The sequence below is a fragment of the Devosia naphthalenivorans genome, from assembly GCF_003056355.1.
GTDB lineage: Bacteria > Pseudomonadota > Alphaproteobacteria > Rhizobiales > Devosiaceae > Devosia > Devosia naphthalenivorans.
The window spans coordinates 13,960-31,237 of the sequence record NZ_PYVW01000003.1 but is presented as its reverse complement, the minus strand read 5'-3'; the positions used below and the strand labels follow the sequence as shown (position 1 = coordinate 31,237).

The 17,278-nt window shown below is 62.1% G+C and carries 17 protein-coding genes; 12 read left to right on the top strand and 5 right to left on the bottom strand.

What is annotated here, in order from left to right; all coding sequences use genetic code 11:
• Positions 1-131 precede the first annotated feature (131 nt).
• From phnL to phnE (C8264_RS05745), 6 genes are all read left to right on the top strand, one after another.
• Entirely contained in the window at positions 132-833 is a 702-nt protein-coding gene (phnL, locus tag C8264_RS05770) for a phosphonate C-P lyase system protein PhnL (protein WP_108460029.1), read from the top strand.
• Positions 830-1,444, top strand: a complete 615-nt coding sequence (locus C8264_RS05765; protein ID WP_108460028.1) for a DapH/DapD/GlmU-related protein — start codon at positions 830-832, stop codon at positions 1,442-1,444. The genes phnL and C8264_RS05765 overlap by 4 nt, the downstream gene beginning before the upstream one ends.
• Positions 1,445-1,696: 252 nt before the next feature.
• The gene (phnC, locus tag C8264_RS05760; protein WP_108460027.1) at positions 1,697-2,509 is read left to right on the top strand and encodes a phosphonate ABC transporter ATP-binding protein; all 813 of its coding nucleotides are present in this window, start codon (positions 1,697-1,699) and stop codon (positions 2,507-2,509) included.
• Positions 2,510-2,580: 71 nt separating this feature from the next.
• Entirely contained in the window at positions 2,581-3,483 is a 903-nt protein-coding gene (phnD, locus tag C8264_RS05755; RefSeq protein ID WP_108460026.1) for a phosphonate ABC transporter substrate-binding protein, read from the top strand.
• A 168-nt stretch (positions 3,484-3,651) separates the two neighbouring features.
• Entirely contained in the window at positions 3,652-4,623 is a 972-nt protein-coding gene (gene phnE, locus C8264_RS05750) for a phosphonate ABC transporter, permease protein PhnE (protein WP_108460025.1), read from the top strand.
• Complete coding sequence (gene phnE / locus C8264_RS05745) at positions 4,623-5,960, top strand: phosphonate ABC transporter, permease protein PhnE (protein ID WP_108460024.1); 1,338 nt, start codon at positions 4,623-4,625, stop codon at positions 5,958-5,960. The genes phnE (C8264_RS05750) and phnE (C8264_RS05745) overlap by 1 nt, the downstream gene beginning before the upstream one ends.
• Here phnE (C8264_RS05745) and C8264_RS05740 read toward each other — a convergent pair whose 3' ends face one another.
• The gene (locus C8264_RS05740; protein ID WP_108460299.1) at positions 5,961-6,998 is read right to left on the bottom strand and encodes a LacI family DNA-binding transcriptional regulator; all 1,038 of its coding nucleotides are present in this window, start codon (positions 6,996-6,998) and stop codon (positions 5,961-5,963) included.
• Positions 6,999-7,230: 232 nt separating this feature from the next.
• Between C8264_RS05740 and C8264_RS05735 the strand changes: the two genes are divergently transcribed.
• From C8264_RS05735 to C8264_RS05710, 6 genes are all read left to right on the top strand, one after another.
• On the top strand, positions 7,231-8,265 hold the full coding sequence (locus C8264_RS05735) for a Gfo/Idh/MocA family protein (protein WP_108460023.1): 1,035 nt from the start codon (positions 7,231-7,233) through the stop codon (positions 8,263-8,265).
• A gap of 12 nt (positions 8,266-8,277) precedes the next feature.
• Entirely contained in the window at positions 8,278-9,174 is an 897-nt protein-coding gene (locus tag C8264_RS05730) for a sugar phosphate isomerase/epimerase family protein (RefSeq protein ID WP_108460022.1), read from the top strand.
• Positions 9,175-9,249: 75 nt separating this feature from the next.
• On the top strand, positions 9,250-10,476 hold the full coding sequence (locus tag C8264_RS05725) for an ABC transporter substrate-binding protein (RefSeq protein ID WP_108460021.1): 1,227 nt from the start codon (positions 9,250-9,252) through the stop codon (positions 10,474-10,476).
• A 69-nt stretch (positions 10,477-10,545) separates the two neighbouring features.
• Positions 10,546-11,448: a carbohydrate ABC transporter permease gene (locus tag C8264_RS05720; RefSeq protein WP_108460020.1), complete on the top strand. Its 903-nt coding sequence runs from the start codon at positions 10,546-10,548 to the stop codon at positions 11,446-11,448.
• A complete protein-coding gene (locus C8264_RS05715) occupies positions 11,445-12,272 on the top strand; it encodes a carbohydrate ABC transporter permease (RefSeq protein WP_108460019.1) in 828 nt (275 codons plus the stop codon). Before C8264_RS05720 ends, C8264_RS05715 begins: the two co-directional genes overlap by 4 nt.
• Positions 12,269-13,336 carry an ABC transporter ATP-binding protein gene (locus tag C8264_RS05710; RefSeq protein ID WP_108460018.1) on the top strand — a complete coding sequence of 356 codons (1,068 nt, stop codon included), beginning with the start codon at positions 12,269-12,271 and terminating at the stop codon, positions 13,334-13,336. Before C8264_RS05715 ends, C8264_RS05710 begins: the two co-directional genes overlap by 4 nt.
• A 219-nt stretch (positions 13,337-13,555) precedes the next feature.
• On the opposite strand, the gene C8264_RS05705 is transcribed toward C8264_RS05710, so the two are convergent.
• From C8264_RS05705 to C8264_RS05690, 4 genes are read right to left on the bottom strand one after another with little or no spacing between them, the layout of a single operon-like run.
• Complete coding sequence (locus C8264_RS05705; protein ID WP_245892974.1) at positions 13,556-14,311, bottom strand: ABC transporter ATP-binding protein; 756 nt, start codon at positions 14,309-14,311, stop codon at positions 13,556-13,558.
• Positions 14,312-14,325: 14 nt separating this feature from the next.
• The gene (locus C8264_RS05700; RefSeq protein ID WP_108460016.1) at positions 14,326-15,090 is read right to left on the bottom strand and encodes an ABC transporter ATP-binding protein; all 765 of its coding nucleotides are present in this window, start codon (positions 15,088-15,090) and stop codon (positions 14,326-14,328) included.
• A gap of 10 nt (positions 15,091-15,100) precedes the next feature.
• Positions 15,101-16,240, bottom strand: coding sequence for a branched-chain amino acid ABC transporter permease (locus C8264_RS05695; RefSeq protein ID WP_108460015.1), 1,140 nt, complete (start codon positions 16,238-16,240; stop codon positions 15,101-15,103).
• Position 16,241: 1 nt separating this feature from the next.
• Positions 16,242-17,273: a branched-chain amino acid ABC transporter permease gene (locus C8264_RS05690; protein ID WP_108460298.1), complete on the bottom strand. Its 1,032-nt coding sequence runs from the start codon at positions 17,271-17,273 to the stop codon at positions 16,242-16,244.
• Between the last annotated feature and the right edge of the window lie 5 nt (positions 17,274-17,278).

The following is a 17,278-nucleotide window of genomic DNA, read 5'->3' as shown; positions in this document are numbered from 1 at the left end:
GCCCCCGGACTTGATCCGAGGGCCACTCCCAACTCGGCACTCGTGGCGGGTGGTCCTCGGGTCAAGCCCGAGGACAGCGCGGGTTTTTGTACGATCATCGAAGCAACCAAGCTCATTTCCGGAGCCATCGCATGACCGCCCTATCCGTACAGAACCTCTCCAAGACCTTCACCATGCACTTGCGCGATGGCGTCGTGCTGCCGGTGGTGGACAATGTGAATTTCCATGTTCAGCCCGGCGAGTGCGTCGTACTCGGCGGTCCGTCGGGGGCCGGCAAGAGTTCGATCCTCAAGATGGTCTATGGCAATTATGGCGTCGACGCCGGATCAATCGTGATCCAGCATCATGGCCAGCCGGTCGACTTGGCGACGGCCGATCCACGAACCGTCCTCACCCTGCGCCGCGACAGCATCGGCTATGTCAGCCAGTTCCTGCGCACGGTTCCCCGCGTCTCGGCGCTCGATGTCGTAGCGGAGCCGCTGGTGATCCGCGGCGTTGACAAGGCCGAAGCGCAGGGCAGGGCGCGGGCGCTATTGGCCCGGCTCAATCTGCCCGAACGGCTATGGAGCCTGCCGCCGGCCACGTTTTCGGGCGGCGAACAGCAGCGGGTGAACATCGCGCGCGGCTTCATCACCGATCATCCGGTGCTGCTGCTGGACGAACCCACCGCATCGCTCGACGCCACCAACCGCGCCGTAGTGGTAGCGATGATCAGCGAAAAAAAGACCGCCGGCGTAGCGCTGCTGGGCATTTTCCACGACGAGGACGTACGCGAACAAGTGGCGGACCGCATCATCGACGTAACGGCATTTGCACCAAGGATCGCCGCATGAGCAAGCTGAGCGAAAGCCCGACCATCCACCCAACCGCGCGTGTGGCGCATTCGACCTTGGGCCGTTACACCGAGGTGGGCGCCGGTTGCACCGTTTCCCGTTCCACGATGGGTGACTATTCCTACTGCGTGGGCAACACCCAGATCGCCTATTCGACGATTGGCAAGTTCGCCAACATTGCTGCCAATGTGCGCATCTATGCCTCCATGCACCCCATGCATCGCCCGTCGCTGCATCACTTCACCTATCGCTCCGCGTGGTACTTCGAGGGCGAGGAGGACGACGCGGAGTTCTTCGAATGGCGCGAGAGCAATGCCATCACCATCGGCCATGACACCTGGATCGGCCATGGTGCCGTCATCATGCCGGGCGTGACCATCGGCAACGGAGCGATCATCGGCTCCAATGCCGTGGTGACCAAGGATGTCGCCGATTTCGCCATCGCCGTGGGCGTGCCCGCGCGCACGATCAGGCAGCGGTTCAACGACGATGTGGCCGGGCGCCTCGACGCGCTGGCGTGGTGGGACTGGAGCCACGAAAAGCTGCACCAGGCGCTACCCGATTTCAGGAAACTGCCGATCGAGGCCTTCCTGGAAAAATACCAAAGCTAACCAAAACGCGATGTCATTCCGGCCTTGAGCCGGGATCTAGCCCGAGATCAAGCCGCTCCCGCAAGGTGGCGGCTTTCGTCACCAACAAGGCGTCTGAGGATGTCCCCGGCTCAAGGATGGCGGGTCTGGTGCCACCCATTATCACCCCATGTCACCAACCCGGTGTACAGTCACCGAACCGTCATCCAAGTGTTATCTAGCCGTCACCACATCGCCCTAGGTCTGCCGCAGTTCAACGGCGAGGGCGCCCGGATGCTCAAGATCTCCAACGTTTCGCGACGCTTCGGCGACAAACTTGCCGTCAGCGATGTGAGCCTGGAAATCCCGCACGGGCAGATGGTCGGGATCATCGGCCGCTCTGGCGCCGGCAAGTCGACGCTGCTCCGCATGATCAACCTGCTGGCCGACGTATCCACCGGCTACATCGAATATGACGGTGTGCGCACGTCCGAACTGCGCGGGCAGGCCCTGCGCAATTGGCAGCGCGACTGCGCCATGATCTTCCAGCAGTTCAACCTGGTGCCGCGGCTCGATGTCATCACCAACGTAATGCTGGGCCGGCTCAACGGCCGCAACAGCCTGCTTAATCTGCTGCAGATATTTTCCACCAGCGAGCAGCTCGAAGCCCTCAAGGCTCTGGAGCGCCTCGATATCGCTGCTACCGCAATGCAGTGGGCGCAAACCCTGTCCGGTGGACAGCAGCAGCGCGTGGCCATCGCCCGCGCCCTGATGCAGAAGCCGCGCGTGATCCTGGCCGACGAGCCGATCGCTTCGCTCGACCCGCGCAATGCTCAGATCGTGATGGACTCGTTGCGCGACATCAACGCCGAAGGCATCACCGTCATCACCAATCTGCACACGCTCGATACGGCGCGCGCCTATTGCGAGCGCATCATCGGCATGGCCGCGGGCAAGGTCGTGTTCGACGGCACGCCGGACGAGCTGACCACGGACGTCGCCCGCACCATTTATGGCGCCGACGGGCTCAAGGAAGCTTTCTCCGAAGCCATGACGTCCACCGCCATCGCCCCGATCCATCCGCCCCAAGCGGCCGCCGCGTCCTGACATAAATTCAAGTTTCGCGCTGCCTCAAGGCAGGCTGCCGAAAAACCAAGCGTCACCAAAGGAGACCTCCCGTGATCCGCAAACTGCTTCTGGCTTCCGTCGCCCTTTCCATGTCTTCCGCCGCTTTCGCCCAGGACACTGCCGTCCTGCGCATCGGCCTCGATGGCGGCGAGAACGAGAGCGACCAACTGCGTCGTTCCGAATGTATCGCCGAACCGATGAAGGCCGCGACCGGCGCCTCCGAAGTGCAGTTCTTTCCTTCGCCGGATTATAACGGCGTGATCCAGGGCCTGCTCGGCGGCACCATCGACATCGCCATCATGGGCGCCTCTTCCTATGCCTCGATCTACCTGTCGGACCCCGAAGCCGTGGAGCCCGTGCTGACCACGCAGCAGGCCGACGGCTCGACCGGCTACCACTCGATCATGGTGGCTCGCGCCGATAGCGGCATTACCGACCTGGCCTCCACCGAGGGCAAGAAGCTCGGCTTTGCCGATCCGGATTCGACCTCCGGCTACCTCGTCCCGAACGTTTCGCTTCCGAACGACATCGGCGCGCCAATTGACGAATTCTATGTCGAAACCGGCTTCGGTGGCGGCCACGAAAACCTGGTTCTCGGCGTACTCGACGGCAACTGGGACGTCGGCACGACCTTTGGTTCGGGCCAGGGTGAATGGAGCGAAGGCTATACGTCGGGCAACCTGCGCATCATGGTCGACAAGGGCATGCTCGACATGGACGATCTGGTGGAAGTCTGGCAGTCGCCGATCATCCCCAACGGTCCGCTGATGGTGTCCAACAAGCTTTCCGACGAGATGAAGGAAAAGGTCACCGCCTTCTTCACCGCGCTGCCCGAGACTGATTTCGAGTGCTTCGACGCCTTCACCGCCGGCGGCTACACCAATTTCGTGCCCGCCGGACAGGAAATGTACCAGACCATCATCGACGCCCGCAAGTCGGTGATCGGCGGCTAAAGCCACAACCACGGAACGGCACCTCCCCCTTGACGGGGGAGGCTGGGAGGGGGTGTCGGTTCGCCCCGATTTCGAGGCCAGACACCCCCCACCCTTGATCCCTCCCCGCACGGGGGAGGGTGTCGACTGCTACTTCAGCGCAAGTCACGACTACAACCGAGGCGCTTCATGGCCGACATCGCCCACACGTCCGAGCTCAGCCCCGCATCCGCAACTCTACTGCAGCATTACCGCGGGCAGGTGATGACGCGGCGGGTCTATTCGGTGTTGATCGTTCTGGGCGTGCTGGCAGCGCTGGTTCTGGCGATGAACTATGCCAATGCCGCCAATTCGGGCAAGTTCATCGAACGGCTGCCCTATCTGTTCGATTTCCTGAAGAGCTTCGTGCCGAACGATCCCTTCGAGATCGTGCGTGCCATGTTCGATCTTCCCTCGCCCTACGACGATGGCTCGCTCAAATTCGACTACACGTCAGACCGGTACTATATCGGGGACACGTTCTACATCCCCCATTTCATCTACCAGCTGATCATCACGGTCAATATCGCCATCGTCTCCACGATCATCGGCGGGACCCTGGCGTTTTGCCTGTGCTTTTTCGCGGCCACCAATCTGGTCGGCGCGGGCGCGGTGCGCTGGTTCGTGCGGCGCAGCATGGAGGTAATGCGCGCCTTTCCCGAGATCGTCATCGCGGGGCTTTTGACTGCCGTGCTTTCCATCGGCCCGATCGCGGCCATTGCCGCCATTTCGTTCCACACCATTGGCGCGCTCGGCAAGCTCTTCTTCGAGGTCGTGGAAAACGCTGATATGAAGCCCGAGGAAGGGCTGCGGTCGGTGGGCGCTAACTGGTTCGAGCGGGTACGGTTCGGCATCGTGCCACAGGTGCTGCCCAATTTCGTGAGCTACACGCTGCTGCGCGCCGAGATCAACGTGCGCGCCTCCACCATCATCGGCGCTGTCGGTGGCGGCGGCATCGGCGAGGTATTCCGGCTTTCCATCGGCCGCGACCATGCGGCAAAAACCTATGCCATCGTCATCCTGCTGCTGGTGACCATCGTCATCATCGATCAATTCTCGGGCTATCTGCGCCGCAGGCTCGTGGGCAATCCAAGTTTCGAGTTGGGCCGGGGAGCGGCATGATGATCACGATCAGCATGGCCGAGCGCACCCGGCTCGAAAAGAAATACCCCGAAGTATTCCAGCCCAATTTCCTCCGCCGCTGGGGCCTGCTGGTCGGGGCAGGGCTGGCCTTGCTCTACCTGATCTTCTGCTGGTTCTTCTTTTCCGTCGGGCCGGCGCTGAAGAACGGCAGATGGGATCGCGCGGCGATCTATGTCCAGGACTGGTACTCCTGGCGCGCCCAACCCCGCCTGCGCTTCCAGGACGACGCCGTGGTGCCACAATGGTCGAGCCGCGGCCAATATGCCGAAGGCGCCACGATTGACTGGCTGACCCCGCACGCAAATGGCAGCATGACCGCCACTTTCGGCAGCGAGAGCAATCGGCTGGAGATTTCCACGGCACAGGTCGACGTCTATCTCGATGGCGTACCCTATGCCATCGCGATCACCGATGATGCCGCACTTGCACCTGAAAACGCGCCGCCCGAAATCGAACAGGACGGCCGCAAGGTACTGGTCAACTATGGCTTTGCCGGCCAGGCCGAAATTCGCGACAACCAGGTCGCCGTGCAGCGCCGCTTCCTTGGCTGGGCCAATTTCCTCTACGACCCGAGTTCGCCGCTCTGGGGGAATGACCTTTTCTCCACCATCGGGCTGGTCTTCAGCAGTGATCGCGTTGTTGCGGAAAAATCCAATGCGCAACTGGTGCTCGACGAATGGTTGGGCAACCGCGCCTGGCAGCACGGCGACATCCTGGCCAAGCTGATGCAGACGCTGGTGATGGCCTTTGTGGGTACGCTGTTCGCGACCTTGGTGGCGTTCCCGCTGGCCTTCATTGCGGCCCGCAACATCACCGCCAGCAGGCCCGCCAACTGGCTGATGAAGCGCAGCTTCGACTTCCTGCGCTCCATCGACATGCTGATCTGGGCGCTGTTCTTCACGCGTGGCTTCGGCCCCGGACCGATCCCCGGCATCGCCGCGATTTTCTTCGCCGACACCGGCGCGCTGGGCAAGGTCTATGCCGAGGCGCTGGAAAATCTCGACGACAAGCAACGCGAAGGCATCAAGTCCGTCGGCGCTTCGCCAGCGGCGGTCAACCGCTTCGGTGTCGTGCCGCAGGTGCTGCCGGTATTCATTTCGCAATCGCTGTATTTCTGGGAAAGCAACACCCGCTCGGCCACGGTGATCGGCGCCGTGGGAGCCGGGGGCATAGGGCTCAAGCTGCTCGAAGCCATGGGCACCAATTCGGACTGGGACAAGGTTGCCTATATGGTGCTGCTGATCCTGCTCGTGGTCTTCCTGTTCGACAACGTTTCGAACGCGATACGGAGCCGCCTCATCGGTACGACGCACTAGCTAGACGTCTACCGTAAAATCATCGCTCTCGCCGGCAACCAGTTCCAACGGCCAGATCCGACGGACCAGTCCTTGCGGATAAACCTCCGCATAGGCCGGCATCGACGCCAACAGCGATTCGCCCAGCGCAATTCCAAGGTCACGCAGGGACATGCGGAAACAGGTCAGCGTCGGCGACAAAAATCGTGACTGCGGCGACTCGCGAAATCCGATCACGGCAATATCCCGCCCCGGCCGCAATCCGGCCTCGTTGAAGCGTCGGTAAAGACCCACCGCCATCAACTCATAAATCAGCACCACCGCTGTGGGCCGGTCGGGCAGGGCCAGCAGTTCGTGGGCGATCTGGTAGCCGCCCTGGTCGGTCGACTTGGCGCGGATGACCAGCGCCGGATCGAACGGGATGCCGTGCCGCTCCAGCGCGGCCTTGTAGCCATCAAGGAATATGAACCCCAGATTGATGTCATTGCTCGGCACGCCCACGGCGATCCGCCGGTGTCCCTTGGCCACCAGCCGGTCCACCGCCCGGTTCGCCACCCCCTCGAAATCGAGGTCGATCCACGGGTGCGGTCCCGACGTGCCGGATCGGCCCAGGGCAATGAAGGGCAGCCGCGCGGAGCTCAGCAATTCGATACGCTCGTCGCGCCGGTGCGTCGCCGAAATGATGAGGCCATCCACCATTCCCCGAGCCACCATGCGCTGCAAATACTGCGTCGGATCTTCCTCGGTAGAGCAGGGCAGCACCACCAGATCCAGATGGTGACGGCTGAACACCGCCTGCACCCCGTCGAACACGCCGAGGAAGAAGTTGTCGCTGTTTCCCGCCGTGTCGGAGCCCGATTCCATCATGAACCCGATGGCGTTGGTGCTCCCCTGGCGCAGGCTGCGGCCAGCCTGGTTGGCCACGTAGCCCATCGCGGCGGCTGCCTCCAGCACACGCTGGCGCGTCTTTTCGTTCACGTCCGGCTTGCCGTTGAGCGCACGCGAAACCGTGCCAATGGAAATCTCAAGTTCCTGCGCCAAGCGCCGGATACCCTTCACGATTTCACCATCCGGAAATTCTCCCCGCAGCAATTCCCCTTCACTGTCATGAACGCAGATCGGGGGCATTGCAAGCAAAGCTATCCACAGGTTGGGTCGAGTTCCAGAAACGTTTACGATCCATCTTGACAGCCTGCAGAGATCGCCCCTAGTCTCGTAAACGTTTACGGAATTGCGTCCGAGCCGCCCACGTAAAGATGGGCCAGACGCTGCAGTCCAGGGAGGTTCCACTTTGGCTTTTACGGCCGTTCTCGCGGGTTGCGGAGGTATGTCCAAGGGCTGGTTGTCGGCATTGACCGAACATCCATTGCTCAAGGGCCGAGTGCGCATCGTCGGGCTCGTGGATCTCCACCTGCCGACGGCCCAGGACCGTGCCGCTGAATTCGACCTCTCCGACATCGTCACGGGCGGCGACCTTGATGCCGTGCTGGCGCAAACCAGGCCGGACCTGCTGTTCGACGTGGTCATTCCTGCGGCCCGCGAAGGCGTAGTCGAAATCGGCCTGCGGCACGACTGCCACGTACTCAGCGAAAAGCCGATGGCCACGAGCCTCGCCGCCGCCCGCGCGCTTATTGATCAAGCCGCCGCCGCAGGGCGCATCCACGCAGTAGTGCAGAACCGCCGGTTCATTTCTGGCGTGCGCCGCATCCGGCATCTGCTCGAAAGCGGCGCACTGGGCGAACTCACCGCGCTCCATTGCGACTTCTTCGTCGGCGCCCATTTCGGCGGCTTCCGCGAAGAGATGGAAAACGTGCTGCTGCTCGACATGGCCATCCACACGCTCGACGCCGCCCGCTTCATGGCCGGCAAAGCGCCAAGGGCCGTCTATTGTCTCGAAATCAACCCGCGCGGCTCCTGGTACAGCCATGGCGCCGCCGCCAATGCCATCTTCGAATTCGAGGACGATGTCGTCTTCAATTATCGCGGCAGCTGGTCTGCCGAAGGCGCCAACACCTCCTGGGAAAGCGCCTGGCGCATCATTGGCACCAAGGGCACGCTTCTCTGGGACGGAGGTGACCAGTTCGAGGCCAAGATTGTAGCTGGCGACTCCGGCTTCTTCCGCGATCTGGCGCCCGTCGAAATCCCCGAACCCGCCAACCCCGACCACACCCACGGCCATGCCAGCGTAATCGCCGAATTTCTCGACGCCATCGAAGCGGGGCGCCAGCCGGAAACCGCCGGCAGCGACAACATCAAGAGCCTCGCCATGGTCTTTGCGGCCATCGAGAGCGCCCGCACCCACCAGCGCGTCGCCATCGCAGTTTAAGGAACAAGTTTCGTGACCAACCCCGCCAAAGCCATCCGCATCGGCACCATGATCCAGGCGACAGCCGGCAAGGCGCCGGAGAACATCGCGGCCATTGTCGATCTCGGCTTTGAAAGCTTTGAGCCCTTCTTCTGGCAGACCACCAACGGGCAGGACATTGCCGAGCTGGGCAAGCGCTCGCTCGACGCGATCGGCGATCGCGACATCACCATTTCCACCATCGGCATGTTCGGCAATCCGCTCGAAGAGGGCGACATGGACCGCCAGACCCTGCAGGGCTGGAAGGACTGCATCGACAACGCCCACCATTTCGGCGCCACCTGCGTCGCTGGCTTCACCGGCCGCATCCGTAACCAGACGCTGACCGATAGCCTGCCGCGCTATCGCGAGGTCTGGAGCGAATTGGCTAAGCGCGCCGCTGACAAGGGCGTCAAGATCGCCTTCGAAAATTGCGCCATGGACGGCAATTGGGCGACTGGCGACTGGAACATCGCGCACAATCCCGACGCATGGGAGCTGATGTTCAACGAAACACCAGACGACAATATCGGGCTCGAATGGGAGCCCTGCCACCAACTGGTCTACCTGATCGATCCGCTGCCGCAGATCCGCAAATGGGCACACAAATTCTTCCACGTGCACGGCAAGGACGCGACCATCCGCTGGGAAGTGATCCGCGAGCACGGCATTTTCGGTAAGGAGCCGTTCGTGTGGATGCGCACGCCCGGCTTCGGCGACAGCAACTGGACCGACATCATCTCCGAGTTGCGCCTCGCGGGCTACACCGGCTCCATCGATATCGAAGGCTGGCACGACCCCGTTTATCGCGGTGACCTGGAAATGACCGGCCAGGTTCGCGGGCTCAACTATCTCAAGGAGTGCCGCGGCGGAGACTTCGTCGCCGGCTAGACGCGGGGCAGGGCCGGGGAGGGCACTGCACCATTTTTCAACGGCAGCCCAATGCTGCAAAAGGGAGGAACGACAATGAAGCTGAGAACACTTGGTCTTATGGCCGGCATCGCACTGGGCGCCCTTGGCATGGCTGTGCCAGCCATGGCGCAAACCGTCATCAAGGTCTGGTCCATCGACGGCGCCAACGCGCCCGGTGTCGGCGACACCTTGAGCAAGGAATTCAACGATGCCAACACTGATATCCAGATCGACTATCGCATCATCCAGTTCGACGACATCGTCAACGAAGCCCTGCGCGCCTTCGCCACCGGCAATGCGCCGGACATCATCTCGCTCGACAATCCCGATTTCGCGCTGTTCTCCTCGCGTGGCGCCTTCCTGGACATCACCGATCGCGTGGCCGCTTCCAGCGTCATCAAGACGGACAACTATTTCGAAGGTCCGCTCAATTCGGTGATGTGGGACGGCAAGCTCTATGGCGTGCCGAAATACACCGACACCATCGCCCTGTTTTACAACAAGGACCTGTTTGAAAAGGCCGGCATTGCCGAGCCGCCCAAGACCTGGGGCGAACTGGTCGATACCGCAGCCAAGCTGACCGATCCATCAACCAACACCTATGGCATCACCTTCTCGGCCCGCGCCGGTGAAGAAGGCACGTTCCAGTTCCTGCCCTGGATCCAGATGGCGGGCGGAGGCTACGAAAACGTCAACGTCCCCGGCGCCGTCGAGGCACTGGATTACTGGAAGGCCATGGTCGATTCCAAATCGGCCAGCCAGGACGTGCTGAGCCTTGGCCAGTGGGACTCCACCGGCACATTCAACTCCGGCAACGCCGCCATGGCCGTGTCTGGCCCGTGGGAGCTCGACCGCATGGTTGAAGATGCCAAGTTCGATTGGGGCGTAGCGCTGCTGCCGACCCAGACCGAAGGCGGCCCGCGCTCGTCGGCTTTGGGTGGTTTCAACTACGGGATTTTTGCCAACTCCAAGAACCCCGATGAAGCCTTCAAAGTCCTCGAATTCTTCATCAGCCAGGACGAGCGCCTGTTCCCCGATTTCTCGAGCCTTCCGGCCCGCAACGACATCGCGCTCCCTGAAACCGGCATTGCCCTCAAGGACGCTGCGCTCAAGGTGTTCCAGGAACAGTTGCAATATGCCCAGCCGCGCGGTCCCCACCCCGAATGGCAGAAAATCTCCAAGGCCATCTACGACGCCATGCAAGCAGCCCTGACCGGCCAGATGTCGGCCAAGGATGCGCTCGACCAGGCCCAGGCGACCATCCAGGGCATCGTCGGCTAATCAGTTCTCCCAGACTGGGCCGGCCGGAGCAATCTGGCCGGTCATTTTGATCAGCAGAGCGGCGGTGTCATGTCCCGAATTCTCAACAGCATGCGCGACGGTGTCGGATTCGACCTGATCCTGGTCGGCGCGGCCATGGTTTTTCTCGTGGCCTTGGCGGGTTTGCCGCTGGTCTATAATGTGGTGATGAGCTTCCAGCAGGTGGATATGTTCACCCTGGGCTCGCTCGTTCGCCCCTTTGCCGGCTTCACCAATTACGTCGCCGTGGTGCAGCAGCCCGAATTCTGGCTGGTGACGAAAAACACGCTGATCTTCGTTTTTGCCTCCATGGCTGGCCAGTTCATCATCGGCTTCGCGCTGGCGCTGTTCTTCGCGCAGAACTTCCCCGGCGCCGCCACCATTCGCGGCCTGTTCCTCGTCAGTTGGGTCATGCCAGGCCTCGTTGTCGGCGGCATCTGGAGCTTCATTCTGGCCGGTGATTATGGCGTGCTCAACGCCATCCTCAAGGGGCTGGGCCTCACCCAGGCCACCATCTTCTGGAAGTCGGACCCCAATTTCTCGCTTTGGTCCGTGGTCATCGCCAATATCTGGCTGGGCCTCGCCTTCAACATGCTGCTCCTCTCGGTCGGCCTCGCCGCCATCCCCCGCGATCTCTACGAAGCCGCCGAACTCGATGGCGCCAACGCTTTCCAGCGCTTCTGGACTATCACCCTGCCCATGATGCGCCCGACCATCGGCGCCGTGCTCTCGCTGGGGCTGATCGGCACGCTGCAGCAGTTCGATCTCTTTCCCGCACTAACCGAAGGCGGTCCGGCCAACACATCGAACGTCGCCGGCTACTGGGCCTGGCAGATGAGCTTCCAGCTCTATGATTTCGCCAAGGGCGCGACGATTTCCGTGATGATGTTCGTGCTGGTGCTGTTCGCCTCCGTAGTCTACGTGCGCTCCACCCGCCACGAGGTGCGGGGATGAACCGGCCCTTTGTTCCCTGGCTGCTGCTTGCCCTCGCATTGGCACTAGCCGCGATCTACCTGTTCCCGCTCTACTGGATGTATGTGACGAGCCTCAAGACCGGCTCGGAAATCTTCGCAAACCCGCCCAGTTTCTGGCCCGCCGCTCCCGATCCCAGCATCTATCCCAATACCTGGGTGCGGCGCACCATGGGCACCTTCCTGTGGAACTCGGTGGTCATCGCCTCCGGCGTCACCGCCATCACCGTGATCCTGGGTACCGGATGCGCCTATGTGCTGGCCCGCTATCGCAGCGCCTGGATCGACATCGGCCTTTTCGCCATACTAATGCTGCAGGTGCTGCCCGCATCGGTGATGATCACGCCGCTGTTCGTCGGCTTCAACCAGATCGGCCTGCTCAATTGGCCCCGCACCGCCGTGGTGCTCGCAGCGGCCGCCAAATCCATGCCGTTCTTCGTGGTGCTGGTGCGCGCAACCTTCATGAGCGTGCCGCGGGAACTTGAGGAGGCGGCGCTCGTCGATGGCAATTCCCGCGTCGGAGCCTTCTTCTCCATCGTGCTGCCGCTGGCGCGCAACGGCATTCTGGTCTGCGCCATCCTCACCTTCATGTCCTCGTTCGGCGAGTATATCTATTCCAAGTCGATCATCCAGGACACCGCCCTGCAACCGGCCAGCGTCGGTCTCTCCGGGTTCCTGGGTCCCAACTCCACGGACTGGAACTCCATCATGGCTTACTCGGCCATCTATGTGACGCCGATCCTGGCCGTTTTCGTCCTGCTGCAACGCCGCATCGTCTCCGGCCTCACCTCGGGAGCTCTCAAATGACCACGCAAATCGAGCTGAGCAATATCGACAAGCACTATGGCGCCTTCCATGCCCTCAAGAACGTCAGCCTCTCCATCGCCAAGGGCAGCTTCGTGGCGCTGGTCGGGCCCTCGGGCTGCGGCAAGTCAACGCTTCTGCGCTCCATTGCGGGGCTTGAAACCATCACCTCCGGCACGCTCCGGATCGCTGGCGAAACCATGACCGGGGTTCCCCCGCGCAAGCGCGACGTCGCCATGGTCTTCCAGAGCTACGCGCTCTACCCGCACATGACGGTGGAGGAAAACCTCACCTATTCGCTGCGCCTCCATGGCGTGAACAAGGCCGAAGCGCGACAGAAGGCCGCCGAAGTCGCCGCAACCACCGGCCTATCCGCCTTGCTCAAGCGCTACCCTCGCGAACTCTCGGGCGGCCAGCGCCAGCGCGTCGCCATGGGCCGCGCCATCATCCGCAACCCCAAGGCCTTCCTGTTCGACGAACCGCTGTCCAATCTGGACGCGGCTCTTCGCGTCCACATGCGCAAGGAAATCCGCGCCCTCCACGATCGCCTCGGCGCCACTTCGGTCTATGTGACGCACGATCAGATCGAGGCCATGACCATGGCAGACCACGTCGTTGTCATGCGCGACGGCGTTATCGAACAACAAGGCTCGCCGCTCGACCTCTACGACCGCCCTGTGAGCAAATTCGTTGCCGGCTTCATCGGCTCCCCTGCCATGAACTTCGTCCCCGGCACCATCGCCCCGGACGGCCGCAGCGTCGCCCTCGAAATCGCCGATAGCCTGTCACTGCCCCTGAGCCGCACCGTCGAACCCGGACGCTCCGTCATCGTCGGGCTGCGCCCCGAACACCTCGTGGTCACAGACGCCGAAACCGCAACGCTTCGTTTGCCAGTATCCGTGGTCGAATCCACCGGCTCCATGACCTACGTCACCACCAACACGACGCCCGAACTAACCGTCGTCGAAAGCCGCCGCATGAACACCCGCGCCGGCGACAATATTGACGTCAGCATCAGCCCCGAACACGTGCACCTGTTCGATCCCGCGACCGAGCGCGCGGTCTAACCAACTCTCACTGGCCCATCAGTCTGCTCTCCCTCCCCCTTGACGAGAGGGCCGGGGTAAGGGCGCGTTCTGCGGCAACGGAACCCCGCCCACGCTTCCCCAGTTCCAAAGAAGGAAGCAAAATTACCCTGGACCTCTCGCTGGGGAGAGGGTGAGATCGGCGGAATGCCTTTGGGCGAAAGGCCCAGGGTAGCTCGTATCAGCCCAACGGCCGAAAACTCAGATCGCCAGATATTCCTGGCGCAATTCGGCGTTATCGAGCACTTCCTGCGCTGTGCCCGCAAACGCCACTTCGCCCGTGTCGAGGATCACCGCCCGGTCGGCCAGTTTCAGCGCCGCCACGGCATTCTGTTCGACGATAATCGTGGTAATTCCCAGCGGCTTGATCGAATGCAGGATTCGTTCGATTTCCTGCACGATCACCGGCGCCAGCCCTTCATAGGGCTCGTCCAGCAATAGCAGCTTCAAATCCCGCGCCAGTGCCCTCGCAATCGCCAGCATCTGCTGTTCGCCACCGGACAGCGTCACGCCCTCCTGCTTGCGCCGTTCGGCTAGCCTCGGAAAGCTCTGGTAGATCTGCTCCAGGCTCCAGCCGTTCCCGGGCGCCACCTTGGACAGCGCGATGTTCTCCTCCACCGTCAGCCCTGCGATGATGCGGCGGTCTTCCGGCACCAACTGAATGCCGGCCCGCGCGGCCTCAAAGCTCTTCATCTTGTGGATGGGCTGGCCATCGAGCCAGATTTCGCCCTGCCGCATCTGCGGATCGTCGGTGCGGGCGATGGTGCGCAGCATCGAGGTCTTGCCCGCGCCATTGCGCCCCAGCAGTGCCAGGATCTCGCCTTTACGCACATCCAGCGACACACCCTGAACGATATAGCTTTCCCCGTAATAGGCATGCACATCGCGCACCGAGAAAAACGGGCGCGTCGTCTCCACCGAGGCAGCCTGGCTGTGGCCCAGAACCTGTGTTTGCATGGTGATAGCGCTCATCAATGCGCTCCTCCGAGATAGGCTTCCTGCACTTTGGGGTTGCCGCGCACCTGGTCCGGTGTGCCGTCAGCGATGATGCGCCCCTGCGCCAGAACCGAAATCTTGTCGGCTAGCGAAAACACCACATGCATGTCGTGCTCGATGATGACCTTGGTCATGCCGCGGCTCTTGATCTTCTTGAGCAGCTCGATCGTGGTGTTGGTGTCGTGGCGGCTCATGCCGGCGGTAGGCTCGTCCAGCAGCAGCAGGCGCGGATGCTGGATCAGGCACATGGCTAGTTCCATTCGCCGCTTGTCGCCCCGGCTGAGGCTGCCCGCTGCCATGTCGCGCCGGCCCAGCATGCCAACATCCTCCAGCATGTCTTCGGCTTCCTGACGGATGCCGATCTCGCTTTCGAGTGAGCGGAACATGTTGAGCTTGAACGCACCGTCACGCTTGGCCAGCGCGGGGATCATCACATTGTGCAGCACGCTGAGTTCCGCAAAAATCTCCGGCGTCTGGAACACCCGGGCGATCCCGAGCTGGTTGATCTGGTATGGCTTGCGTCCGGTCAGACTCGCGCCATCGAACACCACCTGGCCGCTGGACGGCGCCAGCTTCCCGATGATGACATTGAGCAGGGTGGATTTGCCCGCGCCATTGGGCCCGATGATGGCGTGAGTCTGGCCTTCTTCCACCTGCAGGTCGATATCGGCGAGGGCATGCAGCCCTCCGAAGCGCTTGTGGACATCGGCAACATGCAGGACGACATTGGGCTGAGACATTGGTTTCGTCCTATTCGGCAGGTTGCGGCTGCGGATTGGCTTTGCCCGGCGCTTTTGGCGCGCGGTTGAAGAGGTGCGCTATGCGCCGCACACCCTCCATGATGCCGCCCGGCAGGAAGATCACGATGATGACGAACACCAGCCCAAGGGTCAGGAACCAGCCTTCACCCACGAACTTGCTGGCGACCGTGACCATTGCGCTATCGACGCCATCGGGCAGGAAGTCGAAGAACCGGCGCAGGATCGAGTCGTTGATGGCCGAGAAGATGTTCTCGAAATACTTGATCAGCCAGGCCCCGATAACCGGGCCAACGAGCGTGCCCGCGCCACCCAGGATGGTCATCAGCACCACTTCGCCCGAAGCCGTCCACTGCATGCGCTCGGCGCCGGCTAGCGGATCGGTCACCGCCAGCAGCGCGCCGGCAAGGCCCGCATACATCCCCGAGATCACGAACGCCGCCAGCGTATAAGGCTTGGTGTTGAACCCGGTATAGTGCATGCGCGTCTGGTTGGTCTTGATGCCCTTGAGCATCATGCCGAAGGGCGAACCGGTAATCCGCTGGGCGATGAAGAACGCGATGATCAGGAAACCCGCGCAGAAGTAAAAGCCCGCAAAGCCGCCCAGCGATTGCCCGAGCAGGGTCGGCACCGGCTGGCCGGGCACGGCTTCGAAAATGGCCCGGTCGAGATAGCGCGGATCGCTTAGCGTCAGCTGCAGGCCTGTTTCGCCATTGGTGATGGGCGTCAGCACTGAATAGGCCATGTTGTAGCTCATCTGCGCAAAGGCGAGCGTCAGGATGGAGAAGTAGATGCCCGAGCGGCGCAGGCTGATGAAGCCAATGACCAGCGCGAATACCCCAGACACCACGATTGCAAAGATCAGTGCCGGAATGACGTCCAGGCTCAGCAGCTTGAACGACCAGACGGCGGCGTAGGAGCCGACGCCGAAAAAAGCGGCGTGACCAAAGCTCAGATAGCCGGTCAACCCGAACAGGATATTGAAGCCCACAGCAAAGATGCCAAAAATCATGAAGCGCTGCAGCAGATCGGGATAGGCGGCGCCAAAAGGCTGCAGCCAGATCGGCATGGCGAGAACCACCAGTGTGAAGCCGAGAAACAGCAGCAGATCGTTGCGAGGCATGGCAGCCATATCAGGCCTCCATCACGCCGCGCCGGCCGAAAAGGCCGCGCGGGCGAACCAGAAGAATAACCACGGCGACCAGGTAGATGATGATCTGGTCGATGCCGGGAATGAGGTCCTTCACCTGGGTCATCGAGGCGAAGGACTGCAGGATGCCGAGCAGGAACCCGGCCGCCACGGCACCGGGCAGCGAGCCCATGCCGCCGACCACGACCACGACGAAGCTGAGCACCAGGAAGTCCATGCCGATATGGTAGTTTGGTGGCAGGAGCGGCGTGTACATGACACCGGCCATCCCCGCCACGACGGCGGCCAGGCCGAACATGATGGTGAAGCGCCGGTCGATATTGATGCCGAGCAGGCCCACGGTTTCCCGGTCGGCCATGCCAGCGCGGACCACCATGCCGAACGTGGTGAACTGCAGGAAGGCGAAGACGGCGCCGATGATCGCGGCCGAAAACAGGAAGTAGACCAGCCGCCAGATCGGATAGGTGATCACACCGGCCTGCATGCCCAGCCACGCGCCGATGTCAGCGGCGCCACGCAGATCCGTCGGCATGGGCTGCGGGATGGGATTAGGTCCGAAGAAGGCTTTGATGAGCTCCTGCGCCACGATGGCGAGGCCGAAAGTCACAAGGATTTGTTCGGCATGCGGGCGCTTGTAGAAGTGCTTGATGATGCCGCGTTCAAGCGCAATGCCGACGATAAGCATGATCGGAATGGTGATGATGATCGACGCCGGTACGGAATAATTGACCAGCACCGCACCGAAATCGCCGAACCAGGCCTGCACCAGCGGTTCGCGTATTTCCAGTGGCGAACCCCACGGCGAGAGCTTTTCGGGGTCGATCGTGATGGTTTCCATGGTCAGGAACTGCCGGAACATCACCGCACAGAACGCCCCGAGCATGAACAGCGCCCCATGGGCGAAGTTGACGACGCCCAGCGTGCCGAACACCAGCGTTAGCCCAAGCGCAATCAGCGCATAGGCCGCGCCCTTATCCAGGCCATTGAGGAATTGCAGGAAGATCACGTCGAACATGCTGA

What these genes read in the sequence shown, in the direction of transcription:
- C8264_RS05700 (WP_108460016.1), bottom strand. Translation starts at nt 15,090, where the DNA reads ATGTCTCAGCCCAATGTCGTCCTGCATGTTGCCGATGTCCACAAGCGC.
- C8264_RS05705 (WP_245892974.1), bottom strand. Translation starts at nt 14,311, where the DNA reads ATGCAAACACAGGTTCTGGGCCACAGCCAGGCTGCCTCGGTGGAGACG.
- C8264_RS05765 (WP_108460028.1), top strand. Translation starts at nt 830, where the DNA reads ATGAGCAAGCTGAGCGAAAGCCCGACCATCCACCCAACCGCGCGTGTG.
- C8264_RS05715 (WP_108460019.1), top strand. Translation starts at nt 11,445, where the DNA reads ATGAACCGGCCCTTTGTTCCCTGGCTGCTGCTTGCCCTCGCATTGGCA.
- phnE (WP_108460025.1), top strand. Translation starts at nt 3,652, where the DNA reads ATGGCCGACATCGCCCACACGTCCGAGCTCAGCCCCGCATCCGCAACT.
- phnC (WP_108460027.1), top strand. Translation starts at nt 1,697, where the DNA reads ATGCTCAAGATCTCCAACGTTTCGCGACGCTTCGGCGACAAACTTGCC.
- C8264_RS05725 (WP_108460021.1), top strand. Translation starts at nt 9,250, where the DNA reads ATGAAGCTGAGAACACTTGGTCTTATGGCCGGCATCGCACTGGGCGCC.
- phnE (WP_108460024.1), top strand. Translation starts at nt 4,623, where the DNA reads ATGATCACGATCAGCATGGCCGAGCGCACCCGGCTCGAAAAGAAATAC.
- phnL (WP_108460029.1), top strand. Translation starts at nt 132, where the DNA reads ATGACCGCCCTATCCGTACAGAACCTCTCCAAGACCTTCACCATGCAC.
- C8264_RS05710 (WP_108460018.1), top strand. Translation starts at nt 12,269, where the DNA reads ATGACCACGCAAATCGAGCTGAGCAATATCGACAAGCACTATGGCGCC.
- C8264_RS05695 (WP_108460015.1), bottom strand. Translation starts at nt 16,240, where the DNA reads ATGGCTGCCATGCCTCGCAACGATCTGCTGCTGTTTCTCGGCTTCACA.
- C8264_RS05720 (WP_108460020.1), top strand. Translation starts at nt 10,546, where the DNA reads ATGTCCCGAATTCTCAACAGCATGCGCGACGGTGTCGGATTCGACCTG.
- C8264_RS05690 (WP_108460298.1), bottom strand. Translation starts at nt 17,273, where the DNA reads ATGTTCGACGTGATCTTCCTGCAATTCCTCAATGGCCTGGATAAGGGC.